The 24,247-nt window shown below is 58.3% G+C and carries 25 protein-coding genes; 11 read left to right on the top strand and 14 right to left on the bottom strand.

Annotation, left to right across the window (positions count from 1 at the left end):
* Positions 1-152 precede the first annotated feature (152 nt).
* The 7 genes from ACO05M_RS07580 to ACO05M_RS07610 form a co-directional block, all read right to left on the bottom strand.
* The gene (locus ACO05M_RS07580; protein ID WP_421869706.1) at positions 153-374 is read right to left on the bottom strand and encodes a hypothetical protein; all 222 of its coding nucleotides are present in this window, start codon (positions 372-374) and stop codon (positions 153-155) included.
* Between the two features lie 131 nt (positions 375-505).
* Positions 506-988, bottom strand: coding sequence for a GNAT family N-acetyltransferase (locus ACO05M_RS07585; protein ID WP_421869709.1), 483 nt, complete (start codon positions 986-988; stop codon positions 506-508).
* A 5-nt stretch (positions 989-993) separates the two neighbouring features.
* Positions 994-1,335 (bottom strand): hypothetical protein, encoded by a 342-nt coding sequence (locus tag ACO05M_RS07590; protein ID WP_421869712.1) that lies wholly within the window; start codon positions 1,333-1,335, stop codon positions 994-996.
* 113 nt (positions 1,336-1,448) lie between these two features.
* Entirely contained in the window at positions 1,449-1,910 is a 462-nt protein-coding gene (locus ACO05M_RS07595) for a methyltransferase family protein (RefSeq protein ID WP_421869715.1), read from the bottom strand.
* A 199-nt stretch (positions 1,911-2,109) separates the two neighbouring features.
* Positions 2,110-3,287 (bottom strand): IS3 family transposase gene (locus ACO05M_RS07600; RefSeq protein ID WP_421862525.1). Its coding sequence is split into 2 segments (ribosomal slippage): positions 2,110-3,017 and positions 3,017-3,287, totalling 1,179 coding nucleotides; the frame shifts between segments, so codons are not numbered across the junction.
* A 454-nt stretch (positions 3,288-3,741) separates the two neighbouring features.
* Positions 3,742-4,884 (bottom strand): hypothetical protein, encoded by a 1,143-nt coding sequence (locus ACO05M_RS07605; protein WP_421869718.1) that lies wholly within the window; start codon positions 4,882-4,884, stop codon positions 3,742-3,744.
* 58 nt (positions 4,885-4,942) lie between these two features.
* Complete coding sequence (locus tag ACO05M_RS07610; RefSeq protein WP_421869721.1) at positions 4,943-5,368, bottom strand: hypothetical protein; 426 nt, start codon at positions 5,366-5,368, stop codon at positions 4,943-4,945.
* A 432-nt stretch (positions 5,369-5,800) separates the two neighbouring features.
* On the opposite strand from ACO05M_RS07610, the gene ACO05M_RS07615 reads away from it, so the two are divergent.
* The 7 genes from ACO05M_RS07615 to pepQ all read left to right on the top strand — a co-directional run bounded on the left by ACO05M_RS07615 (position 5,801) and on the right by pepQ (position 14,065).
* Positions 5,801-7,354 carry an ABC transporter substrate-binding protein gene (locus ACO05M_RS07615; RefSeq protein WP_421869724.1) on the top strand — a complete coding sequence of 518 codons (1,554 nt, stop codon included), beginning with the start codon at positions 5,801-5,803 and terminating at the stop codon, positions 7,352-7,354.
* A gap of 207 nt (positions 7,355-7,561) precedes the next feature.
* Positions 7,562-8,542 (top strand): ABC transporter permease, encoded by a 981-nt coding sequence (locus tag ACO05M_RS07620; protein WP_421869728.1) that lies wholly within the window; start codon positions 7,562-7,564, stop codon positions 8,540-8,542.
* Positions 8,539-9,489: an ABC transporter permease gene (locus tag ACO05M_RS07625; protein WP_421869731.1), complete on the top strand. Its 951-nt coding sequence runs from the start codon at positions 8,539-8,541 to the stop codon at positions 9,487-9,489. Before ACO05M_RS07620 ends, ACO05M_RS07625 begins: the two co-directional genes overlap by 4 nt.
* An 89-nt stretch (positions 9,490-9,578) precedes the next feature.
* Complete coding sequence (locus ACO05M_RS07630) at positions 9,579-10,592, top strand: ABC transporter ATP-binding protein (RefSeq protein ID WP_421869734.1); 1,014 nt, start codon at positions 9,579-9,581, stop codon at positions 10,590-10,592.
* Complete coding sequence (locus ACO05M_RS07635; RefSeq protein ID WP_421869737.1) at positions 10,589-11,605, top strand: ABC transporter ATP-binding protein; 1,017 nt, start codon at positions 10,589-10,591, stop codon at positions 11,603-11,605. Before ACO05M_RS07630 ends, ACO05M_RS07635 begins: the two co-directional genes overlap by 4 nt.
* 102 nt (positions 11,606-11,707) lie before the next feature.
* Positions 11,708-12,643, top strand: coding sequence for a LysR family transcriptional regulator (locus ACO05M_RS07640; RefSeq protein ID WP_421869740.1), 936 nt, complete (start codon positions 11,708-11,710; stop codon positions 12,641-12,643).
* A 48-nt stretch (positions 12,644-12,691) separates the two neighbouring features.
* The gene (pepQ, locus tag ACO05M_RS07645) at positions 12,692-14,065 is read left to right on the top strand and encodes a Xaa-Pro dipeptidase (protein WP_421869743.1); all 1,374 of its coding nucleotides are present in this window, start codon (positions 12,692-12,694) and stop codon (positions 14,063-14,065) included.
* 7 nt (positions 14,066-14,072) lie between these two features.
* Here pepQ and ACO05M_RS07650 read toward each other — a convergent pair whose 3' ends face one another.
* The 5 genes from ACO05M_RS07650 to epmB all read right to left on the bottom strand — a co-directional run bounded on the left by ACO05M_RS07650 (position 14,073) and on the right by epmB (position 17,356).
* The gene (locus tag ACO05M_RS07650; RefSeq protein ID WP_421869747.1) at positions 14,073-14,666 is read right to left on the bottom strand and encodes a 1-acyl-sn-glycerol-3-phosphate acyltransferase; all 594 of its coding nucleotides are present in this window, start codon (positions 14,664-14,666) and stop codon (positions 14,073-14,075) included.
* Between the two features lie 40 nt (positions 14,667-14,706).
* A complete protein-coding gene (locus tag ACO05M_RS07655) occupies positions 14,707-15,144 on the bottom strand; it encodes a DMT family transporter (RefSeq protein WP_421869750.1) in 438 nt (145 codons plus the stop codon).
* Positions 15,141-15,479: a hypothetical protein gene (locus tag ACO05M_RS07660; RefSeq protein ID WP_421869753.1), complete on the bottom strand. Its 339-nt coding sequence runs from the start codon at positions 15,477-15,479 to the stop codon at positions 15,141-15,143. The genes ACO05M_RS07655 and ACO05M_RS07660 overlap by 4 nt, the downstream gene beginning before the upstream one ends.
* A gap of 89 nt (positions 15,480-15,568) precedes the next feature.
* The gene (locus ACO05M_RS07665; RefSeq protein ID WP_421869756.1) at positions 15,569-16,204 is read right to left on the bottom strand and encodes a glutathione S-transferase family protein; all 636 of its coding nucleotides are present in this window, start codon (positions 16,202-16,204) and stop codon (positions 15,569-15,571) included.
* A 117-nt stretch (positions 16,205-16,321) separates the two neighbouring features.
* Positions 16,322-17,356, bottom strand: coding sequence for an EF-P beta-lysylation protein EpmB (gene epmB, locus ACO05M_RS07670; RefSeq protein WP_421869759.1), 1,035 nt, complete (start codon positions 17,354-17,356; stop codon positions 16,322-16,324).
* Positions 17,357-17,447: 91 nt separating this feature from the next.
* Here epmB and efp point away from each other — a divergent pair, with 91 nt between their 5' ends.
* Together efp and epmA are read left to right on the top strand one after the other, a co-directional pair.
* Entirely contained in the window at positions 17,448-18,017 is a 570-nt protein-coding gene (gene efp / locus ACO05M_RS07675; RefSeq protein ID WP_421869762.1) for an elongation factor P, read from the top strand.
* Positions 18,018-18,697: 680 nt separating this feature from the next.
* Positions 18,698-19,657 carry an EF-P lysine aminoacylase EpmA gene (gene epmA / locus ACO05M_RS07680; RefSeq protein WP_421869765.1) on the top strand — a complete coding sequence of 320 codons (960 nt, stop codon included), beginning with the start codon at positions 18,698-18,700 and terminating at the stop codon, positions 19,655-19,657.
* 26 nt (positions 19,658-19,683) lie between these two features.
* Here epmA and ACO05M_RS07685 read toward each other — a convergent pair whose 3' ends face one another.
* Together ACO05M_RS07685 and ACO05M_RS07690 are read right to left on the bottom strand one after the other, a co-directional pair.
* A complete protein-coding gene (locus ACO05M_RS07685; protein WP_421869768.1) occupies positions 19,684-20,046 on the bottom strand; it encodes a hypothetical protein in 363 nt (120 codons plus the stop codon).
* A 131-nt stretch (positions 20,047-20,177) separates the two neighbouring features.
* Positions 20,178-21,371, bottom strand: a complete 1,194-nt coding sequence (locus ACO05M_RS07690) for a MalY/PatB family protein (RefSeq protein WP_421869771.1) — start codon at positions 21,369-21,371, stop codon at positions 20,178-20,180.
* Positions 21,372-21,739: 368 nt separating this feature from the next.
* On the opposite strand from ACO05M_RS07690, the gene ACO05M_RS07695 reads away from it, so the two are divergent.
* Together ACO05M_RS07695 and ACO05M_RS07700 are read left to right on the top strand one after the other, a co-directional pair.
* Positions 21,740-23,278 carry a 2-isopropylmalate synthase gene (locus ACO05M_RS07695; RefSeq protein WP_421869773.1) on the top strand — a complete coding sequence of 513 codons (1,539 nt, stop codon included), beginning with the start codon at positions 21,740-21,742 and terminating at the stop codon, positions 23,276-23,278.
* Positions 23,279-23,299: 21 nt separating this feature from the next.
* Positions 23,300-24,244, top strand: a complete 945-nt coding sequence (locus ACO05M_RS07700; RefSeq protein ID WP_421869776.1) for a hypothetical protein — start codon at positions 23,300-23,302, stop codon at positions 24,242-24,244.
* Positions 24,245-24,247 lie beyond the last annotated feature (3 nt).

Genomic DNA, 24,247 nt, shown 5'->3' on the forward strand with positions numbered 1-24,247 from the left:
TGTTTAACCCCTGTGTCGATCGTTGTTATTAGCTATACGCACTAACTGGGGGATTAGATGCAAAAATGGCGGAAATATTTCACGCCGAAGCCTGATTTTTTGTTGCCAACGCCGAACGGTGACAAGGATTGGCCTGTGAAGTCTGCTTGAGGTTAGAACACCATCGGCGTTGAGATCGACTGAATCAGCAGCTGCTCTGCATCTCTCAGTGCCGAGGCAGCATCCAATAATTGCTGCTCCGTCAGCGGCTGCCCGGCTTGAAATGCGCCAGGCTTGAGCATCCACAGCCAAGCTCCATCACGGCTAACCGTGGCCGCAGCGCCGGCCAACAACAGGCAGAGTGCAAAGGCGGATAGGGGGAGGCGCAGTGACATGATGTCTCCTAACTCGGTACTGACGATTGAAGAACTTGTTCGATCAGATCTTCGCGATCCATGAGTGGAGGACTATAACGATCCGGGGTTAAAGGGGGGTAAGGGAAAGGTAAAGAAAGTGTAAAGATCGCTTAATCGGCGAGCTTAATCAGGCTCTGTCGGGATGACCGCATACAGTAGTTTTGTAGCCGTTGGCCATCGCGAATCAGCTCTTGAGCCTCCACGATCTCAAAACCATGATGCTCGAAAAACGGCAGTGCGACCTTGCTGGCGTCTACGCTCAGGCGCTTCAGCCCCTGTTGACGGGCAACTCGGCACAGGTGGATCAGCAACGCGGTGGCAATCCCCTGATGCTGGTGGTCCGGATGCACATACAAGCAGTCGATATACCCGGTTTCGCGCAACTCAATAAAACCAACGATCTGGTCGTTGGAGACCGCCACGAAGGGTTGGCTGAGCTGCAAGCGCTCCCGCCACTTAGCGTAATCCGTCGGCGGCGCCCAGGCCTGTTTTTGTGCCGGCGTGTAGATCGCGTCATCGATGGCCTGGACCGAACGGTGAAACAGATCGGCGATCTCGTCACTGTCGGTGGATCGGAAGTTACGGATCTTCATAGGGTCTATTGCTCAAGCCATCGAAACTGCGAATGACACTGCCGGATTGCCCTACCGGTCGCATCAAAGGCGCCGGAAATATCACACCAGAGGTCGGCGGTCATCACATAAGCCGGCTTGCTGTAATGGAACAACGTAGCCGCCATCAGCAAGCCGATTACCAGACTGATCGCGGCCAGAGAGGTGCGGACCACCCGGCTGTACTGGTGAGATCGCTTCGATTCGAGCGCTTTCAGGATAAACAGTGGCAGGTAGGCCAGCAGTCCGACAAGACAGTAGCTGACAAAGATAACCCCCAGCAGCAGTAAAAAGATCGGAATAATAACCACCAGAGAGAGTGCGAGCATATGCCATCCCTATCCAGGTTTTGGGGGTTAACATTCTTGTACCAGCAAGGGGGCTTTTCTCGTAGCCTGATCAGGAAGCTGACTGGCTAGCCGAAATTGTTGGCTTGGTGTGTCTATAGCCATCTGCGAACTTCTCGCTTGTAAGCCAAGAAATCTGATCCAAATAATGAATCCAGCGCTTGTTCTTCTGGCTGAATCTGGAACCTGTTCATATACCAAACAAAGCCTAGGGTTAAGGCCAGAGCATAGAGATTAGCCAGAAAAAGTCCCCAACCGATCAGTGCGAACAAAAAACCGACGTACATGGGGTTTCGTGTGTGTCGGTAGATGCCCGAGGTCACAAGCGCCGAAGCGGCATTCGGTGTTATAGGGTTAACCGTTGTCTTGGCCTTGTTGAAGCAGTAGACGCCGGATACAGAGAAACACGCTCCGATGGCGGTAAAGACCAACAAGGCAGTGATTCTGGCTGCCAGAGGGACCGCTATGCCGGGAGACAGCCAAGAGATCGCCCACATCAGCATGGCAAAGGTAATAACCAGCAATACCGGTGGGATTTTTAACTCAAGGCTAATCATCAGTGTTCTCTGTGCATGATGGGGTTACTCACATAGCGAGTCGCGATATAAGGCTATCAGCATCGGTGCCTGCATATGTCACCTGATCAGATGCCAGACAAAGGCCGCAATAAAGAGGCCCCAACCTAAGGTTATAAAGGTCTTGGAAAAGGTTTGGTACTTCTTCTCATTGTCCCGTTGGTCGTAATGGTTGTAGTGGTCAAGTAAAACTGGCCACGGATTTGTACGCATTCCAGTAGTTTTTCTCTGTCATATTCGGCGGCAACATATCGTTGTGTTGATGCGGCCGGACCTGGCTGTAATAGCCAATCAAGTAATCAGTAATCGACTGCTTGGCTTGAGCAAATGAGGTGTAGCCAGTTTCGGGTATCCACTCCGTTTTCAGGCTGCGGAAGAAGCGTTCCATTGGCGCGTTATCCCAACAGTTTCCTCTTCGACTCATGCTCTGCTGGATCTGGTAGCGCCATAGGTGCTGCCTGAACCGCAAGCTGGTGTATTGAACACCTTGGTCGCTGTGGAACATCAGATCCTTCGGCCTTCCTCTCGATTCATACGCCATCATCAACGCCTTACTTGTCAGCTTGCTATCAGCTTTTAGCGATAGCGCCCAGCCGACTGGCCTGCGGGCATAAAGATCCAGTACGACCGCTAGGTAAGCCCAACGCTCTCCAGTCCAGACATAGGTGATGTCGCCACACCAAACCTGGTTAGGTTTGCCGACCACGAACTGTCGATCTAGTGCGTTCGGGATTGCCACATGAAGCTTATCGGCTCGCTTATACGCATGTTTTGGCAGCTGGTTGCTCACGAGGCGTAACTCCTTCATCAGCTTGCTTGCAACATAACGGCTGAGTGCCACGCCTCGCTGAGTGACGATGCTGGCCACTGTTCTTGCTCCGGCAGACCCTCCGCTCAACTGATGGGCGGCTCGCACCATCAGTTTAAGCTTGCGACGATAAGGGTTATCGCTTCGAGGCTGGCTGCGCCAGTACTTGTAACTGCTGCGCTGAATATCGAAGATCTGGCACAGCTGTTTGATCGGATAGCTCTCTTGAAGACGCTGAATTATCGAATATTTTTCAGCTCGTCTGACATCAAGAGAGCCAATCCCTTTTTTAGAATCTCTTTCTCCGTCTCTGCGCGTTTGAGCTGTCTCTCTAGCTCCCTTATACGACGCTGCTCCGGGGTCATCGGCGCGGCTTTCGGACTGTCCCCGCTACGCTCCTGTTTGAGTTGACGTACCCACTTCTCCATTGAGGAGCGACTGACGTTCATCGCCTCACAAGCTTCGCGGATGGTGTAGCCGTGGTCGATAACCAGTTGAGCTGATTCGAGACGGAATTCGGGGCTGAAGTTAGGTCGAGATTTTCGGGTCATTGGATCACCTGTTGTTGAAGAGGTGATGCTATCACCTCTATTCAGGTGGCCAAATTCACTATGCCACTACAAAGATCAGGTCGTTCTTCCTTGAGTAGAGGCATAGGTATCTCTTAAAAATCTAACAGTCAGGTTATGAGGACGGCGTCCTCATGATAATTATTAGCGGGATGTCCAGTTATCATCTAAGTATGCTAATAGTGCTCCGTCTATCCCTTTGTTTAACAGTGGTTTTTCTAGAATAGGCTGATTTCTGTCGCAGGAAAGGTGGACGGATTGAAGGAGTAAGGTGAATCCTAGCGAGGGGGGGCGTAAATCGCGGTCGAGGTTTCCTTGCATATCCTTATCTCCCTACTGCAGTCCTTTGCTAAGCGGTTGGGCTAAGGCAGCCCGACAATCGCTCTGGGTAGCGTTGAGTGTTTCATACTCAACGGCCAAAGAAAACCATGAGTTATCAGGTCACTAGGTCGATCTGCTGTAGGGTGCCGGCTTGGCCGTTCTCGGAGAGATAAACCCCGGTGGCGCGGATTTTCCCTTGCAGTTCATTACTGCTGTTTTTCAGCTCGAACGGGGTGTCGGTGGCACCCAGATAGAGGGCGCCGACCTGCAGTTCGTTGAGGCTGAGCAGTTGCTCGTCGCCGTTGTCCTGTTTGATCCAGACCCGAAGTTGGTCGTAGACGTCGTCGGCTTCGTCGATCCAGCCGTTGTTGTCGTCGTCATAGGCGGCCAGATCGGCAAAGCCGTTGCCGCTGAGGGCGCCGAACAGTTCGCGGCCGTCGTTGATGATGCCGTCGCCGTTCTTATCCAGCGCCAGCATGCCGCTATGGCTGGCCAGTTGATGGATCTCGTCGAGCTGGCCGTCGGCGTCGATATCGAACTCAAACGTGTCGGCACGCAGCTCGGCGGCCTGGGCATCGAGGTTGATGACCAGCGGGTCCTTCAGCTTGGCGCCGGATTCGATCAGGACCCGGTCGTGCTCGATATATTCGCGCGACATGTTCAGATCCAGGGCGAAGTCGATCTCACGACCATCGCTGGTGCGGACCTTCCCCTCGGCCTGAAACTCGGTCTGTTCCGATTCGATGTAGGTGCGCTCGTATTCGTAGCGCATCCCGGCCTGAGGCAGAGTGTCGACGCCGGTCTCGGCGCCAGCACTGACGTCGGCGGCGGCTTGGTTCGGGTCGGTATTCAGGTCCGGCTGGCTCAGGTTGATCTCGCGGCCGGTCAGTTGTTCCAGCAGCGCTTTAATTAGCTTCAGACGCGGCGACAGTTCAGGTTTGTAGGGTTCGTCCTGATCAGTTTCGATGTTCGCTGTCGGAGACGAAAGCAGCGGGATCGGCACGTTAGCCTGAGTCTCATCCGGGGCCAGGGTGCCCAGTTCGGCCGGCAACTGCTGACCGGGGCGGTTATTAGCCGTCGCCTGCTGCTGGCTCATCTCCAGTGACAGCCGCCGTCGGCTTTCACTGCTCAACTCGACCGAGCGGGTGATCTGTCCGTCTTCGTCGACCTGAAACAGACGCAGGGATTCGCGTTCATGCAGTTGTTGATCGGCACGGTGCTCGGCCTGGAGGTTGACCTGGCTGGATTCGATACGCATCAGTGACTCGCTTGGGCACTTTCCGACAGGCCCGGTTTTTCATAAGGGGTAAGGTTTTTTAGCGGCAGGAATCGAGCAGACTTGAGGGACGTGAGCGGGTTGGCAGCTCTTCATTTTCAAGCCATTGATTTAATTGATCCCAATTGCGGAAGGCTTCGATGGGGGCACCGATACGGGTGGTTCTGGCCTGCTGGGTGTACATCCGCAACATGCCGTAGATAAAGGGATGATTGCCGATAAATAGAGTCGGAGCGCTGGGGCGGTGCGGACTGCACTGACGGGCCGCCAGCATGATCTGCTCTAGATCGGCGGTGTCGATCAATCGCAGATCGGCATCGCACAGATCCCAGATCACCAGTTGGCAACCGCTCTGCTGGTAGTGGTGGCGGATGGTGGTGACGAAATCCCCGGCCTGAGCCGGACCGCTGACCAAGATCGTCAGGGTCTGGTCGTGCGAGTCAAAGTAGCTGCTGATCTCTGCCATGGCGAACTGCGCCCAACAAGGTGATATCCCGATGCTGATGTTCCGAAATAGCGGGCCGGAACGGCAATAACGCTGATTAGAGTATGGTTTTGGGGTGCTAACGGCGCAAGGATGCAGACTGATATCGATCAATATCGGGTGAATCAATATTGGTGAACTGTGCGGTAAAAAGCGCCTGATCGGTACCGAAATCGGTCGATCTGTAAAGTAATTGTCAAAAATATTTAACTTGTTTGTTCCGCGCAAATGCCCTGACAGCGGGGGCTATGCGTTTCCTGTATCAGCGCCCTTTAACATTTCGATTGTGGGGTCATAGCCGTTGACCTAGGCTCTGATTCGGTATTTTCAACACGATAGCTCTATCGAAACCGCCGAAAGCCAGGTCGGCTGTCGGCGGTGCGTTGATAACAACAACCATAAACGGATGGAACGATGAAGAAAATTAGCAACCTGATGGCCGGCGCCGCCCTGACGCTGGGTCTTTCGCTGAGCGCCCACGCTGCCACGCTGAAGATGGCCTACGATGCCGACCCGGTATCGCTGGATCCGCACGAGCAGCTTTCCGGCGGCACCCTGCAGCAATCGCACCTGAACTTTGACCCGCTGGTTCGCTGGAACAACGACCTGGGCTTCGACGGTCGTCTGGCCGAGTCCTGGGAGCGGATCGACGACAAAACCGTGCGCTTCAAGCTGCGCTCCGGGGTTAAGTTCCACTCCGGCAACAGCCTGAGTGCCGAAGACGTGCGCTGGACCTTCGAGCGTCTGCAGAGCAGCCCGGACTTCAAGGGTATCTTCGCGCCGTTTGAAGGCGTCAAGGTTGTTGATGATCTGACTTTCGATCTGATCACCAAAGAGCCGTTCCCGCTGGTACTGCACTCGGCCACCTACATCTTCCCGATGGACTCCAAGTTCTACACCGGTGAAGATGCCAACGGTAACCCGAAAGACCAGTTGGTTAAGCACGGTAACTCCTTCGCTTCCACCAACGTTTCCGGTACCGGTCCGTACATCGTTTCCAGCCGTGAGCAGGGCGTTAAGGTCGAGATGACCCGCTTTGCCGACTACTGGGACAGCAACTCGCCGGGTAACGTCGACAAGATCGTCCTGACTCCGATCAAAGAAGCGCCGACCCGTGTTGCCGCGCTGCTGTCCGGTGATGTTGACTTCATCGCGCCGGTTCCGCCGACCGACCACAAGCGTATCAACGGCAACGGCAAGGTCGACCTGGTCACCATGCCGGGCACCCGTATCATCACCTTCCAGATGAACCAGGAGCGTCGTGACGAGTTCAAAGACGTTCGCGTTCGTCAGGCGATCGTTCACGCGATCAACAACGAAGGTATCGTCAAGAAGATCATGAAGGGCTTCGCCACGGCGGGCGCTCAGCAGGGTCCGGTCGGCTACGCCGGTTACAAGGACAGCCTGAAGCCGCGCTACGACCTGAAGAAAGCCAAGCAGCTGATGAAGGAAGCCGGTTACGAGAAGGGCTTCTCCATCACCATGATGGCGCCTAACAACCGTTACGTGAACGACGCCAAGATCGCCCAGGCGGTGGCTTCGATGCTGTCCAAGATCAACATCAAGGTTGACCTGAAGACCATGCCGAAGGCGCAGTACTGGCCGGAGTTCGATAAGCGCGCGGCTGACATGATGATGATCGGCTGGCACGCGGATACCGAAGATTCCGCCAACTTCACCGAGTTCCTCGCCGCTTGCCCGAACGCCGACACCGGTGCCGGCCAGTACAACAGCGGTAACTACTGCAACCCGAAGGTTGACGAGCTGGTCAAGATGAGCGGCAGCGAAACCGATCCGGCCAAGCGTGCTGCGATGCTGCAGGAAGTCGAGCAGATCCTGTACGACGAAGCCGCTTTCGTGCCGCTGCACTGGCAGAACCTGGCATGGGCCGCCAACAAGAAAGTGAAGGCAGCTCCGGTTCTGAACGTGATGAACTTCCCCTACCTGGGGGACCTGGTGGTCGAGTAATCGCCACCAAACCCGGCTGATGGGTGGCTCGTCTCCCGTCCATCGGCCTTGCTGTCGCCTTGCCCAACACTCACGGGGTAGGGCGTCAGCAGTCTTTCCCAGCGCTTAAACATTTTTATAAAACGGTAGCGCTGCGCTCGGAAAGGCTGTTGTATCGGCGGCCGTGGGGCTGTCTCACTGCGCACCAATCTGTAAGAGTTGACCGCTATGATCGCCTTTGTGATCCGTCGCCTGATTCAGGCGATGATTGTGATGTTCGTCATCAGCCTGCTCAGCTTCTCGATTCAGGACAACTTGGGTGACCCGCTGCGTGAGCTGGTGGGTCAGTCGGTGTCCGAACAGGAGCGACAGCAACTACGCGACGAACTGGGATTAAACGACCCCTTCCTGACCCAATACCTGCGTTTTGCCGGCAAGGCGCTCGAGGGTGACCTGGGAACCTCCTATTTCTTCAAGGAACCGGCGCTGGATGTAATCCTGAAAAAGCTGCCGGCGACGCTGGAACTGGTGTTCGGCGCCACCCTGATCATCGTCTGCCTGTCGGTGCCGTTGGGGGTCTACTCGGCGATCAATCCCCGCAGTTTGTTATCGAAGACGGTGATGGGACTCAGTATCGTCGGGATTTCGATTCCGGTGTTCCTGACCGCGATCATGCTGATCTACCTGTTTGCGGTGGAGCTGGCCTGGCTGCCCTCCTACGGACGCGGTGAGACGGTGCCGGTGTTCGGCAGCTGGGAAACCGGTTTCTTCACCGTCGACGGTCTGCTGCACCTGTTGTTGCCCTGCGTGTCGCTGGCTTCGATCATGCTGCCGCTGTTTATCCGTCTGATTCGGGCCGAGATGATGGAGGTGCTCGAATCCGAGTACATCAAGTTCGCCAAGGCCAAGGGCCTGCCGTTGAAGCGGATCTACTTCCTCCACGCGCTGAAGAACACCATGCTGCCGGTTATCACCGTCGGCGGGGTGCAGATCGGCACCATGGTGGCCTACACCATTTTGACCGAGACGGTTTTCCAATGGCCGGGCATGGGCTTCCTGTTCCTGGAAGCGGTGAATCGGGTCGACACGCCGCTGATCGTGGCGTACCTGATCGTCGTCGGCGCAATCTTTGTGATCACCAACACCCTGGTGGATCTGATCTACGGTCTGGTTAATCCGACCGTCAAACTGGCGGGAGGCAAGTCATGAGCAGCGACGTTTTGGCCCCGGCTGCCGCGCCGAGCCGCTGGCAGCGTTTCAAGGACAGCCAACTGGTTCACAGCTTCAGCCGTGACAAGTTGGCGATGGTCAGTTTTACCATCTTCGTACTCTATCTGTTGGCGGCGTTGTTGGCGCCGCTGATTGCGCCCTACAACCCCTACGATCCGGCCGCGATCGATATCATGGACTCGGAGATCCCGCCGGCCTGGCAGGAGGAAGCCGATGAGCGCTTTGCGCTGGGCACCGACGCCCAGGGCCGGGATATGCTCAGCACCATGCTGTACGGCACCCGGATCTCGCTGATGATCGGGATCTGCGCGGTGATGCTGCAGATGTTCCTCGGTGTGATGATCGGCCTGACCGCCGGTTACTTCGGTGGTCGTATCGACAGCTTCCTGATGCGGCTGGCCGATATCCAGCTGTCGTTCTCCACCATGATGGTGGCGATCGTCGTGCTGGCGGTGTTCCAGGCCGCCTTCGGCGCCGAACTCTATGCCGACCTGGCGATCTTTATGCTGATATTGGTGATCGGCATCGCCGAGTGGCCCCAGTACGCTCGAACCGTGCGGGCCTCGGTGTTGGCCGAGAAACACAAGGAATATGTCGATGCCGCCCGGGTAATGGGCTTCAAGAGCTCGCGCATCATGTGGCGCCATATTCTGCCCAATACCCTGTCGCCGATTCTGGTTATCTCGACCGTGCAGGTGGCCAACGCGATCATCTCGGAAGCCTCGCTGAGCTTCCTCGGTCTGGGGATGCCGGTGTCGCAGCCGTCACTCGGCTCGCTGATTTCCAGTGGCTTCGAGTACATCTTCAGCGGCTCCTGGTGGATCACGGTAATTCCGGGGATCGTGCTGGTGGTGCTGGTGCTGGTGATGAACCTGCTCGGCGACTGGTTGCGCGATGTTCTCAATCCGAAACTGTACAAGGGGTGAGTCTGATGAATTTGATAAACCCTGTGTTTGTGGGCTGCGCGATGTCCTGCCCTTCATATCCGGCGAAACTGTACAAGGGGTAAACGACGATGGCACTACTCGAAGTCAACAACCTCGAAGTCAGCTTCGGACTGCGTCAGGGGGCGGTCAAGGCGCTGCGTAATGTCAGCTTTACCGTCGAGCGCGGTGAGCGGGTCGGGATTGTGGGTGAATCCGGCGCCGGTAAATCAGTGGCAGCGTTCTCGATCCTGAACCTGATCAGCCGTCCCGGCGAAATCACCGATGGCGAGATCCTGTTCGAAGGCCAGAACCTGGCCTCGATGAGCGATAAGCAGATGCGCAGCATTCGTGGTAACCGCATCGCGATGATCTTCCAGGATCCGATGATGACGCTGAACCCGGTGCTGACCCTGGGTCAGCAGATGGTCGAGTGCCTGCAGGCGCACCGGAAGATCAGCACCGCCGATGCCCGTGCGATTGCGATCGAGAAACTGCGCCAGGTACAGATTCCGTCGCCGGAAAAACGCATCGATCAGTACCCCCATGAGCTGTCCGGCGGCATGCGTCAGCGGATCATCATCGCGATCGCGCTGCTGCTCGATCCGGTGCTGATCATTGCCGATGAGCCGACCACGGCGTTGGATGTGACCATCCAGGCCGAGATCATGGAGCTGCTGCTAAATCTGTGCGAATCCAACAATGTCGGTCTGATTCTGATTACCCACGATCTGGGGGTGGTGTCGCAGATCACCCAGAAGGCGATCGTGATGTACGCCGGTCGGATCATCGAGCAGGGCCCGACCAAAGAGATCATCAACGATGCTCAGCATCCCTACACCCAGGGACTGATCAACGCGCTGCCGCAGCAGACCGTGCCGGGTCAGCGTTTGAATCAGATCCCCGGTTCGATGCCGTCGCTGCAGGCAATTCCCAGCGGCTGCGCGTTCAACCCCCGCTGCGATTTCGTGATGGATGAGTGTAAGACCCGTCTGCCCGAATTCACCCGTTCCGGCGGATGCTCGGTGGCCTGCCATATGGTGCGGGCAATGAAGCAGAATCCGGAAACCGTGCAGCCAGTCGACAGCAGCGAGGAAGTGAAATGAACGCCGCCCAACCTATCTTGCAGATCAAGGATCTGTACAAACGCTTCAATATCTCCGGCGACTTTCTCGACCAGCTGAAGTTCGATGGCGGCAAGATCGTCCGCAAGCAGGAGCATGTTCACGCCATCAATGGCGTCAGCTTCGACGTGATGCCGGGTGAAGCACTCTGCGTGGTCGGCGAGTCCGGCTGCGGCAAGTCGACCGTGGCCCGCACCGTGATGGGCCTGCTCAAGCCCAGCGGTGGCTCGATCCACTACAAGGGCGATCGCATCGACTCGCTGTCCGATCGGGCGCTGCTGCCCTATCGGCAAAAGATGCAGATGATCTTCCAGAACCCCTATGCGTCGCTGAATCCGCGCAAGACCATTAACCAGACCCTGGAAGAGCCGGTTCGCTTCCACAACCCGCAGATGAGCAACACCGAGGTGGCCGACAAGGTCAAGGAAGTGATGTTCGATGTTGGTATCGACCCGAGCTGGGGTGTGCGTTTCCCGCACGAGTTCTCCGGTGGTCAGCGCCAGCGGATCTCCATCGCCCGGGCCCTGACCCTGGACCCGGAATTCGTGGTGGCGGACGAGCCGATTTCGGCGCTGGACGTGTCGATCCAGGCCCAGGTGCTGAACCTGATGATGAAGGCCCAGGAAGAGCACAACCTGACCTACCTGTTTATCACCCACGATCTGTCGGTGGTGGAGCACTTCGGCACCCGGGTGGCGGTGATGTACCTGGGTACGCTGTGCGAGCTGGCGCCAACCAAGACGCTGTTTGACACGCCCAAGCATCCCTACACCCAGGCGCTGCTGAGTGCGATTCCGCGGTTGGAAGATAATGCTCCGAGCCATATCCGGCTGCAGGGTGAGGTGCCGACCCCGGTGAACCTGCCCAGCGGCTGCGTGTTCCACGGACGCTGTCCCCACGCGAACGAGCGCTGCAAGGTCGAGATTCCGGAACTGATCGCCTGCGATGATGGTTCCAAGGTGGCCTGCCACGGGATCGAAGAGGGGCGCCTCTAACATTTCACAGTATCGCCGAGGCGCTGATAAATTCGGTGCTGGCTGCTGCACTCGCTGTGGTGCTATGGTCATACTGTTGAACAGTGGCAGAGTTGTTGTCCCATGGATCTGAAGTGGTTGGAAGATTTTCGCGTTTTGGCTCGGACCCGGCATTTTTCCCGGGCTGCCGAAGAGCAGAACGTGACGCAACCGACCTTCAGCCGGCGGATCAAGATGCTGGAGGACGAGATCGGGGTGATGCTGATCGACCGCAACACCCTGCCGCTGAGCCTGACCCCGGCTGGAAAACTGTTTCTGGAGGCTTCGGAGCGGATCAGTCGCGATCTGCGCGAAGCGCGCGAACAGTGTCTGGATCTGGAGCGGGCCGAAGCCGAAAAGCTGCGCTTTGCCACCAATCAGACCCTCTATCTGAGCTTCTATCCCGACTGGGTGGCGCAGTTCAGCGATGAGATTGACCTGAGCCTGAATCTCAATTCGACCTCCTGGATCGGTGCTGATTTCTGTCAGGCATTGGAGCAGGGGGAGTGCGATCTGGTGCTCTGTTATTGGCACCCGTCGATCGATTTTCTGCGACCGCTGGAAGGGCGTGATTTTCAATACCAGACCATCGACCACGAACGGCTGATGCCGGTGACCGCCGTCGATGAGCAGGGCCAGCCCCGATTCCGGTTGCCCGGTTTCGATGCCGCGCCGTTGCCATACATCGGCTACAACGACAGTACCTTCCTGTATCCAGTCATTGCCGATCATCTGCGCAAGGTGGAGCAGTTGCCCCATCTGCTGCAGGTGAATCAGAACTCCCAGGCGATCAGCGTCAAGGCGATGATCAGCCAGGGTTACGGTGTTGGCTGGCTGCCCCAACGGCTGCTGCTGCAGGGGGGTGATCAGGGCTTGGTTGCCGCCGGTGATGACAGCTGGGCGATCGACCTGGAGCTACGTCTGTACCGCTCGCGCAGCAACCTGTCGCCGCAGCTGGAGAAGCTTTGGCAGCGGGTTCTGACGCAAGCCTCACCGACACTGAAAATTGTCCGCGGCTAGTCCGCCGCATCAACCTGAATTATTCATCCACTTGCCGGAGTAAAGTCTATGCATTCCGATGCTGCTGCGAGCCCCAATCAACCCGCCTGGAGCGAACTATACGCTGATCATCTGGCCCGGCAGTTGGCGCAGATTGAGGCGGCGTTGCCGCTGTCCGGCTGCGAGCGCTTGCTGATCTTCAGTGGCACCGACAAGGTCCTGTTTAAGGACGATCATGTTTACCCGTTCCACGCCAATCCCTATTTCCGCCGGCTGCTGCCGTTACCGTTTCTGGCCGACAGCGCGGTTCTGATCGAGCCGGGCTCAAAGCCCAAGCTGTTTTACCCCAATCCCAGTGATTTCTGGCATCAGAGTGCCGGTGAGCCGGAGGGGTTCTGGGTCGACTCGTTTGAGATCGTTGAGATCGAGCGCGCCGGGCAGATCGGCCAGGCGCTGACCGACCCGGCCAGCAGCGCCTTTATCGGTGAGGAAACCGCCATGGCCGCCGGCTGGGGGCTTCAGCACTGTAACCCCGAGACGTTGCTGCATGTCCTGGACTGGGCCAGTTCGATCAAAACCGACTACGAGCTGGCCAGCCTGCGCCAAGCGTCTCAGATTGCGGTCAGCGGTCATCTGGCTGCCCGAGAAGCCTTCCTCGAAGGTTATAGCGAATTCGGTATTAATCTGGCCTATCTGGCCGTCACCGGCCAACGCGAGTGCGAGCTACCCTACGGCAATATCGTGGCGCTGAACGAGAACGCGGCGGTGTTGCACTACCAGCACCAACAGCGCATGGCGCCGGAAAAAATCCACAGTTTCCTGCTCGATGCCGGGGCTCAGGTGAATGGTTACGCCAGCGATATCACCCGTACCTGGGCCTATCCCGCCGGTTCGGCCGGCAGTGTGGCGTTCAACGCGCTACTGAAACAGATGGAACAGCTGCAGCTAAAGCTGTGCGAACAGTCGGTGGCCGGGGCCAGTTTTGTCGAACTGAATCGCCGTTGTCACGAAATGCTGGCACAGGTGCTGGTTGAGTCGAAGCTGGTTCGTTGCTCCGCCGAGGCGGCGTTGGAGAAAGGAATTACCCGGACCTTTATGCCCCACGGACTGGGACACCTGCTCGGCACACTGGTGCACGACAGCGCTGGCCGGGTCAGTGATGCCAAGGGCACCGAGCTGGCGCCTCCGCCGGAGCATCCGTTCCTGCGGCTGACCCGCGAGTTGCAGCCGGGGATGGTGCTGACGATCGAGCCTGGACTCTACTTTATCGAGCCGTTGTTGGTTGAGCTGGCTAACCGGGCTGAGTCGAAGCTGGTTGACTGGGCGGTAGTGGAGAAGCTGCGTCCGTTTGGTGGGATTCGAATCGAGGACAACCTGCGGATAACCGAGCAGGCGCCGGAGAATCTGACCCGCGACGCCTTTGCCGGCCTGGAATCCGCCTGAATTGGCGTCAGTCTGATTTAGTCTCAGCCTGGTTGCTGGGTTGCGGGCGGGATCTGAAACAGATCTCGCCCTCCAGCTCCGGGTAGAGTCCGATCTTGTCGGCGTAGAATTCGCGGATTTTCGCCAGGTCGGTTTCTTCGTCACCGGTCAGGTGAATCATCGGACCCAGCCCGATGCGCTTGGTGGTGAAGCAGACAAAGCCCAGCACCACCGGTACCTCGGCGCTGAGGGCCAGGTGGTAGAAGCCGGAGCGCCAGCAATCGGTATGGCCCCGAGTACCTTCTGGGGTGATCACCAGCACCATGCGCTCATGCTCTTGAAAGGCGCGCGCCAGCTCACCGATAAAGCCTTTGGTGCGGGCCCGGTCAACGCCGATGCCGCCCAGTGCCCGCATCAGAATGCCCAGCGGCCAGAAGAACAGGGTGTGTTTGGCGATCCAGTTAAACTGAAACCCCACGGCGAACTTGAACAGCATCGCCAGCATGAAGTCCCAGTTGCTGGTGTGCGGATAGCCGATCACCACATAGCATTTTTCATCAGGGATATTGTCGACCAGGGTCCACCCCAGTTTCTTGGCTAGCCAGCGACAAAAGGCTTGCATCGCGTTGACTCCTTACTGCATTAGTCGAGAGGCTGTTGACCTATTTCAAGGTCAGCCAGACCCCCAGCATCATGGCTCCGATGCCGAGTAATTTGCTGCTGTCGATCGGCCGCACCTCTGCACCAAACCAACCGAACTGATCGATCAGCGCGGCGGCGATAAATTGCGCGGCGGTGATCAGGATAAAGGCGCTGACCACCCCGAGGCGTGACACGCTGTAGCCGATCGACCCGACGATCACCAAGCCGACCAGCCCCGCGGTCAGTGTCCACCAGGGGAGCTGCTGCCACTGCCCCAGATTACCGCCCCGGTAGACCAGCATCACCAACGCGATACAGGCCGCGCCGATCACATAGGTCAGGAACACACTTTCCAGGGTTCCCAGCTGCCTGTCCATGACGCCCATCAACTGGCCCTGGACGGTGATGGCGATCCCACCGAGTGCGGCCACTAGCAGCAGTGAAAGCGGCGTGCTCACTTAGGCTGCTCGTAGAACACGTACGGAGTGGAGTAGTCGCTGAATTCGAAATAGACCTTCTTCTCACCGGCATCTTTGACGCCGTTGAGATTGGCATCGAGGACCCCGTAGCCGAAACGGTAGGGACGGGGCGAACTGTCGCTGGTGCCCATGGCGGTCGAGATCTTGTCGATCTTCAAGAAGCGTTTGACCACCTTCTCTCCGGCATAGACCTCCAGCACTCCGTCGGTGCCGGTCCAGTTCTGGACTGCCCGGCCGAGTTTGTTCTGAGTTTCCTGGGTACAGCCGCTCAGCAGCAGGGCCGCTGTGGCCAGAACTAGTATGGGTTTGCGCATCGTCGCTTCCTGCAATGAAAAGAAGCCCGATGGTAGCCTAAGCCGCATCGTTCACCAAGGCGGTTTCGAGGGGGCTGCAGGTGCCGGGGTTATCCCAGGCTGGCCAGCGCCTGCTGTTGGTCGGCCAGAACCCGCTGGCAACTATCACGCTGTTCCATCATGCCCATGTAGGCGCCGACCCCGGGCAAGCGCGCCAGCGGATCCTGATCGCTGAAGCGGCCCATCATCGATTGCGCGAAGTTGAAGGTCATAAATGCGGCCAGGTCGGCGTGACTGAGCTTTTCACCGGCGATAAAGGGTGCGAATTCAACCAGTTGGCTCAGTGCCTGGATGTTGTAGACCAGTCGCTCGCAGCTGGCGTTGATCCGGGCATCGTCGACCTGTTCGGGATTGCGCATCGCTTTCAGCAGCGTGCGGGCTTCGGGGTCAACATAGAGATCGATAAACTGGTGAATCTGCTGGGCTCGGGCGCCGCGCTCGGGTTCGACCGGGTAGAGGCGGGGGTTGGGCTTGAGCAGCTCCAGATAGAACAGAATCGCCTGGGACTCGGACAGGAAACAGTTGCCGTGCTGGAAGAATGGGATCTTGCCCATCGGGCTGTGGGCCAGCAGTTCGGCCTGGTTGGAGGGTGGGGTGGGAATCTCTTCAAACTCGAACTGCTTTTCCAACAACCCGAGTTTAACGATGTTGTAGAAATTGCTGATCGCGAATCCGTAGAGCTTCATGGGTCACCTCCGTTTGTAGTGGGGAGTCTGTGAATAAGTCCTGCTAGGGTTTGTTCACAGACGCCTTCTCTACCGATTCAGTTTGACTAAAGTCGTAGGCTTTTCAAGGTGCGAGCCTCAGCTTTTGTCGGGCAACTCCGGTGTCAGTTGGACTTTGGCGCTGGCGCCGGGTTGTTCGCGGGTCAGCTTGGGAACCAGATAGCCGGGTAACTTGGCGGCCATGGCACCGACCAGTTGGCGGGCCTGCTGCTCATCCATATCGAAGTGGGCCGAGCCCGCCACCGGATCGAGCAGGTGCACATAGTAGGGCAGGATACCTTCGGCAAACAGCCGCTCGGACAGCTCGATCAACACCTCGGTACAGTCGTTGACGCCCTCGAGTAGTACGCTCTGGTTCAACAGGGTGATGCCGCTGTTGCGCCAGGGTTGCAGCCACTGTTTGAGCTCATCGCCGATCTCGTTGGGGTGGTTCAGGTGTAGCACCATCACGGCCTGGAGACGGGATTGGCTCAGGCGCTGGCGCAGGGCGTCGGTCAACCGCTGCGGAATCGCCACCGGTAGGCGGGTATGGATCCGAACCCGTTTCAGCTGCGGCAGCTGTTCGAGATCGTCGATCAGTCGGATCAGTCGGCTATCGGGGGTCGCCAGTGGATCACCGCCGCTGAAAATAACCTCCTCGACCTCCGGGTGCTCGTTCAGGTAATCCAGCACGGCTTGCCATTGGGCGCCACTGAGTTGGTTGTCCTGATAGGGGAAATGACGTCGGAAGCAGTAGCGGCAGTTGATGGCACAGCCACCACTGATCACCAATAGCAGCCGGCCGTGGTACTTGTGAATGATGCCGGCGTCGGGGTTGCTGCTTTGCTCGGCCAGCGGATCGGCGACATAACCGGGGCGTTGGTCGAGCTCACGGGCCTGGGGCAGAACCTGCAGCAATAGCGGATCCCGGGGGGTGCCGGGTTCGATCAGTTTCAGAAACGGTTCCGGCACCCGCAGGGCGAAATCCTCGCTGGCAGCCTGCATGGCGGGCAGCATCGAGTCCGGTAACTGCAGTCGTCGCAGCAGTTGTTCGGGCTCACTGATCGCTTCGCTCAGCAGTTGTTGCCAGGATTTGTCGAGTTGAATTGTCTCGATCGGAGAATCAGTCTGCACAGTGACGCCGGTTCGTTGTATCATTGGCTCTTTTTTTGGCCCCGTCCGGCAAAGTCCGGCGGAGCGTTACAGCTAGGTTTGGTGAGGAAAAATGGCGAACTATTCTACCAACGAATTCAAGTCAGGTCTTAAAGTGATGGTCGATGGTGAGCCCTGCTCCATGGTCGACGTTGATTTCGTTAAGCCGGGCAAGGGCCAGGCCTTTACCCGCGTTAAGATGCGTAACCTCAAGTCCGGTCGCATCTGGGAACGTACCTTCAAGTCCGGTGAATCCCTGGAAGGCGCCGACGTGATGGAACGCGACATGGAGTACCTCTACACCGACGGTGAATTCTGGCACTTCATGATGACCGACGGTTCCTTCGAGCAGTTCGGTGCCGATGCCAACGCTGTGGGTGACTGCACCAAGTGGCTGAAAGAGCAGGATGTCTGCGTTGTGACCCTGTACAACAACGCGCCGCTGGCGGTTGCCGTACCTAACTTTGTTGAGCTGGAAGTGGTTGAGACCGATCCGGGCCTGAAGGGTGATACCGCCCAGGGTGGATCCAAGCCGGCAACCCTGAGCACCGGTGCCGTGGTTCAGGTACCGCTGTTCATCAACCAGGGTGAAGTGCTGAAGATCGATACCCGTAACGGTGAGTACGTCAGCCGCGCCAAGTAAGCGTTTTCGAAGAAGATCAAAGGTCGACCTTGGGTCGGCCTTTTTTGTGGCTTTCTTTGCTGGTGCCAAGAGGGTGTTGGGCGTTTTCCTGCACTAACAGTTGTTGTATTAGCTCCCTATTGCGCCCCACCGGGCGCCTTCATTTTTGTCAATCGCGACAAAAACGAAGCAAAAAACGCTTTCGGTGCCGGCCGCCTGCTGCCGCCCTGACGGGTTCGCTGCGCGCGCAAGCAAAATTCGGGGCGCAGCAACGGGGCTCCTGCCCCGACGCTGCGGCTCGGCGTCCCTGCCTCGCCCCTCTTTTAAAAAGAGGGCCTGATCCGAATTCCGCTTACGTGCTCACCGGCAGCAATGACAGGTCTTCGACTCCACGACTGCAATGACGGCTTGCACCCCGACTCCCTTCGAAAGCGATAAACTCCGGACTGAAACAGGCCCTTAAGGGTCGCGTCATGGACGACGCGACGGGGCGCAGGGGCATGGATGCCCCTTCGGCCCGCCTCAGGCCGGGGTTTATAGCGCCGAAGGCGCGTACCCGCAGGGCGTTTTCGCAGGGGCCGCCTAGGATTCTTAAGGATATGGCGGCGCATATCCTTAAGGCGCCATCAGGCGAAATCGTTGGGTGTAAGGCAACACCCTGTAAGGGCCAAACAAACTGGCCGTGACCGAGGAAAACTTTGATGCAATGGCAACCCACCGCCTCGCTGGAGGCGCTCCAGGCTCGCGCCGAGTTGTACGCCCAGATCCGAAGCTTCTTCGCCGAGCGAGCGGTGCTGGAGGTGGACACCCCGGTGCTGTCACAGGCGGCGGTATCCGACCCCTACCTGGTGCCGATGATCAGCAGTTATTCCGACCTTGGTGCCGAGCACTCGCAGCCGTTGTTTCTACAGACCTCGCCGGAATACGCGATGAAGCGGTTGTTGGCGGCGGGCAGCGGGCCGATCTATCAGCTGGCAAAAACCTTTCGGGACACCGAAACCGGCTCTCGCCACAATCCCGAGTTCTGCATGCTGGAGTGGTACCGCCCCGGCTTCGATGACCGGCAGTTGATGGATGAGATTGAAGCGTTGGTGGACGGGGTACTGAGTTGCGGTCCGATTGAACGTCTCAGTTATCGAGAACTGTTTGAACGCCAGCTCGGATTTGATCCGCACCGGGTCGAGCTGGCGGTGCTGCGCCAGCAGGTGAAGCAGCGTTTGGATCTGGCACTGGATAGCGAGGATCGAGACGACTTCCTCAACCTGTTGATCTCCCATGAGCTGGAACCGACGCTGATCAAGCCGACGTTCGTGTACGACTATCCCGCCAGTCAGGCGGCTTTGGCGCGGGTTGATCAAGATGAGCAGGGGCAGTCGGTGGCCAAGCGTTTTGAACTGTTCGTCAACGGGATAGAACTGGCCAACGGCTACTTCGAACTGACCGATGCCGACGAGCAGGCACGGCGGTTCGAGCAGGATTTGGCGCGTCGCCAGCAGCTGGATTATCCCTGCCACCCCACCGATCAACGGCTGGTGGCGGCGTTGCAGGCCGGGATGCCGGAGTGTGCCGGTGTCGCGTTGGGGGTGGATCGGTTGTTGATGCTGAAGCTGGGTGCGGAACGGATCGAGCAGGTGATTGCGTTTCCGCTAGCGATTGCCTGATAGGGAGAAGTGGGGCAGAAGCGGACTTACTGGATTCGCAGGCTGGCGGTGCTGCCGGCGCGTCGCTGATTCTGCTCGGCGCGCTCTTTCTCGGTACTGAAGTCGCAGCCCTGCATATCGCCGAAGTTGATCTGAGCTTCAATATCGATACCGCCCTGGGCGAGGTATTGAACCAGTTTGTCCTGACACTGCTGCTGTAGCTTTGTCAGCTGAACCTGGGGTTGGGGGCTGGATTCGCTGCCAAACAGGTGCTGTTGCAGCAGGTCGCGTTTGCTATAGGCCAGGCCGGAGACGGCCATCAACACTAATGCTAGAACCAGCAACGCCAGAATCCAGCGATCGCGGCGCTGGTTGGGATTGCTGGCTTGAGTGGCACTGGTTGCTGGCATAACACGCCCACCGATTCAGTTGGTTACGGAATACCCGGCTTGCGGGACGACTCTCAGTGTATGTAGTCATTCCGCTGCTAGCCAGCGATCGGCGCCACTCCTTTGATTTAAGTCACTGCTTAGGATCGGTCTCAGGATGACTGCTGCGTATCCCGGTGTGTCTCCACGGCCACGCGGATCCGACGCACCGCTTCTTCGAGCAGTTCGCGGGTACAACCGAAATTCATCCGCATGTAATTCTTATCGCCGAAGTCGGCACCGGGGGAGAGCCCGACACCGGCGGCTTCAAAGAATGCCGGCGGGTTTTCCAGCCCCAGCGCGGACACGTCGATCCAGGCCAGGTAGGTGGCTTCGAACGGTGCCAGGCTCAATCCCTCGATCGCATTGATCTCGCGCAGCAGGTAATCGCGGTGGCTGCGAAGGTAGTCGCATTGCTGCCGGTTCCAGTCGTCGCCGTCACGGAATGCCGCCAGAGTGGCGGTGTAACCGAGCAGGTTGACGTCCGGCACGATCCCCCGTCGGGTACGTCGAAACGCCTGGCGCAACTTGGGATCGGAAATGATCGCCAATGAACAGCCCAGGCCGGCAATATTGAAGGTCTTGCTCGGTGCCATCAGCGTGATGGTGCGGGCCTCGGCCTCGGCACTTAGGGAGGCGGCAGGAATATGCTCGACCCCCGGCTCCAGAATCAGGTCGCAGTGGATCTCGTCAGAGCAGAGGACCAGGTGGTGGCGCTGGCAGATCTCGTTCAGTCGTTGCAGCTCTTCGCGACGATAAACCGCACCACCCGGGTTGTGGGGGTTGCAGAACAGGATCAAACGGGTGTCCGGTTCGATCGAGGCTTCCAGCTGATCGAAGTCGATCACCGAGCGCTGGCCCTGTTTCACCAGCGGCAGTTGGATCAGGCGACGCTCGGAAAATCCCGGGGCGCTGGTAAACGGCGGGTAGACCGGCGTCGGTGAGATCACCGAGCTGCCGCGTTCACCGACACTGCGACAGGCCAGGTGCAGACCGCAGACCAACCCAGGCAGCCAGACCAGCCAATCGGGATCAATCTTCCAGTCGTACAGGCTTGCCAGGCGCTCGATCACCACATCGATCAGCTCCTGCGGTGGATTGGTGTAGCCGAACACGCCATGCTCAACCCGCTCCTGCAGCGCCTCGACCACCGGGCCGGGGGCGTGGAAGTCGGTATCGGCGACCCACATCGGCAGAATATCCTGGTCGCGGTACTTGTCCCATTTCTGACTGGAGGTGAGTTGGCGATCGACCGGACGGTCAAACGGTGACTCGAGGGAGGATTCGGAGCGGGATTCTGAGCTCATGCGACGGCCTTCTACAGAGGGGGGAGTAAGAAAAATGAACTCGTTGCAATCTACCCCAGCTGACCGATCTGCCGCAATATCGACAGCTGCTCACTCAATGTACGGATCGGGCTTGCAATCGACTGTTTTCGCAGTAAGATGAGCTAAATTCCACTCTGATCTGTTGAGCGACGATGCAATTTACTTTCGGCCATAAGACCACCGCTTCTGCCGGCTCCCAGCCTGCCTTGGGTGCTGTCTATCAGGTCGCTCGTCCGCTGCTCCTACGACTGCCGTAAGGCAGTCCAGCTTCCTACACCTTTAATACGCACGTTACCCCAATTTATCGACACCGGGGCCCCGAACTATCGCCCCGACGGAGCACAAACATGAGCGACAATCGAGTCATTATTTTTGATACCACCTTGCGCGACGGCGAGCAGAGCCCGGGCGCTTCCATGACCAAAGACGAGAAACTGCGGATCGCCAAAGCGCTGGAAAAAATGCGCGTCGACGTGATCGAAGCCGGTTTCGCCATCGCCAGCCCCGGCGATTTCGAGTCGGTCAAAGCGATCGCCGATACCATCAAGGACAGCACCGTCTGTAGCCTGTCCCGCGCCCTGGATGCGGATATCGATCGTGCCGGTGAGGCGTTGGTGAACGCTAACTCCGGCCGGATCCACACTTTTATCGCCACCTCGCCGATCCATATGAAGTACAAGCTGCAGATGGATCCGGACAAGGTGGTGGAGCAGGCGGTCCACGCGGTCAAACGCGCCCGTAATCTGATCGACGATGTGGAGTTCTCGCTGGAAGATGCCAGCCGCTCCGAGATGGACTTTATGTGCCGGATCATCGAGCAGGTGATCGACGCCGGTGCCCGTACCATCAATATTCCCGATACCGTCGGTTACGCGGTGCCGGAAGAGTTTGGCCATACCATCGGCCAGCTGATCCAGCGGATTCCGAACGCTGACAAGGCGATCTTCTCGGTCCACTGTCATAACGACCTGGGCTTGGCGGTGGCCAACTCCCTGTCCGCGGTGGCCAACGGCGCCCGTCAGATCGAATGTACCATCAACGGTTTGGGTGAGCGTGCCGGTAACGCCTCGCTGGAAGAGGTGGTGATGGCGCTGCGTACCCGTAAGGATATCCTCGGCCTGGAGACCGGTATCGATACCACTCAGATCGTCCCGGCTTCTCGCTTGGTGTCCGGTGTGACCGGCTTCCCGGTGCAGCCCAACAAGGCGATCGTCGGTGCCAACGCGTTCGCCCACGAGTCCGGTATCCACCAGGATGGTGTGCTGAAGCACCGTGAAACCTACGAAATCATGACTGCCCAGGATGTCGGTTGGAACACCAATAAGATGGTGTTGGGCAAGCACTCCGGTCGGGCGGCGTTCCGCTCCCGCCTGGAAGAGCTGGGCACCACCTTCAACACCGACGCCGAATTGAACGCGGCCTTTGCCCGCTTCAAGGACCTGGCTGATAAGAAGCACGAGATCTTCGATGAAGACCTGCAGGCGCTGGTTTCCGATACCCGCTCCGAGGCCTTCAACGAGAAGTTCCGTCTCAGCTCGCTGAAGGTGACCTCGCAGACCGGTGAAACCCCGGTGGCCGAAATCGTGGTGATGGTCGACAACGAAGAGGTCAAGGCGACCTCGGCCGGTAGTGGTCCGGTGGATGCGGCCTACCAGGCGATTGAAAGCATTGTGGCGACCGAGGCCAGCCTGGAGTTGTACTCGGTCAACGCGATCACCTCTGGTACCGACTCCCAGGGTGAGGTGACCGTGCGTCTGGAGAAGGGCGGTCGCATCGTCAACGGTCTGGGCGCCGATACCGATATCGTCATCGCTTCGGCCAAGGCCTACTTGAATGCCGCCAACCTGCTGTTGTCGGACGTGGAAAAAGCGCACCCGCAGGTTTAACCGGCTGATAGGGCGAACAGGATGCCGCAAACCGCACTGAGCCAGCAGCAACAGCAGGAACAACTGCGTCAGCAGTACCTGGCTGCGATAGGGGTTAGCCGTTGGCTGCCCCGCTCGGCTTTGCCGGGAGCGGCGCCCTCGCCCGAATGGCAATGGCGCTCCGAGGCATCAGAGTGCCAAACCCGTTCCGATACTGAGCCGAATGTAGCGGTAGCCGATGTAGCTGCAGCCGCTGTTGGTCAGGCTCGATCGCGTAAGGCGCCGCTGCGAGAGTTGTTATCCGACCCCGCATCGTCTCCGACTGGGTCCGAGCCTCAGTCGTTGGAACGACCAACACCGCCATTGAGTCCGGAGCCGACACCAGAACCGGTCCCGCCCCCATCGCCTACCAGTGCAGGGGCCGCTGAACCTAAACCTGAGTCGGCGCCACCGGCAGCCGAATCCGCTCCTGCAGCTTTGCAGCAGGGCCTACAGCAGCCGCTCAATCCGACCAGCTTCCCACGCTTCCGATTAATGCTGCTGGGCTTTACCGACTGCCTGGTGGTGACGGAGCTGCCGACCAATCCAGCGCTGTTCTGGACCGAGCAGCATCAATCACTGCTACAGGCCATTCTGGCTTCGGTCGGACTGGGGCAGGCGGGTGTTCAGGGTCAGCGCGAGGTTAATTGGCCGCTGGATCCGATGGCCAGTTTCGATCAGTCGGCACCGATTGCAGCACGGGCATTGGCGCTGGAGTTGAAGGCGCTACGGCAGTCGGAGCAGAAAGTGACCCTGCTGATGGGGCAGGCCGCGATCAACTACAGCTATCCGGAACCGGATAGTCTCGAAACCGGTCGGTTGATCGAGCGAGAAGGCCAGCATTGGCTCGCCTGTCATGGCCTCAATGAAGTGCTTCGACTTCCGGGCTTAAAGGCCGAGCTTTGGCAGCAACTGCAATCGTTGCGTGCTTTGCTGCGTAACGGCTGAATC

It is taken from the genome of Motiliproteus sp. (assembly GCF_965230735.1).
In the GTDB taxonomy this organism is placed as follows: Bacteria; Pseudomonadota; Gammaproteobacteria; order Pseudomonadales; family Balneatricaceae; genus Motiliproteus.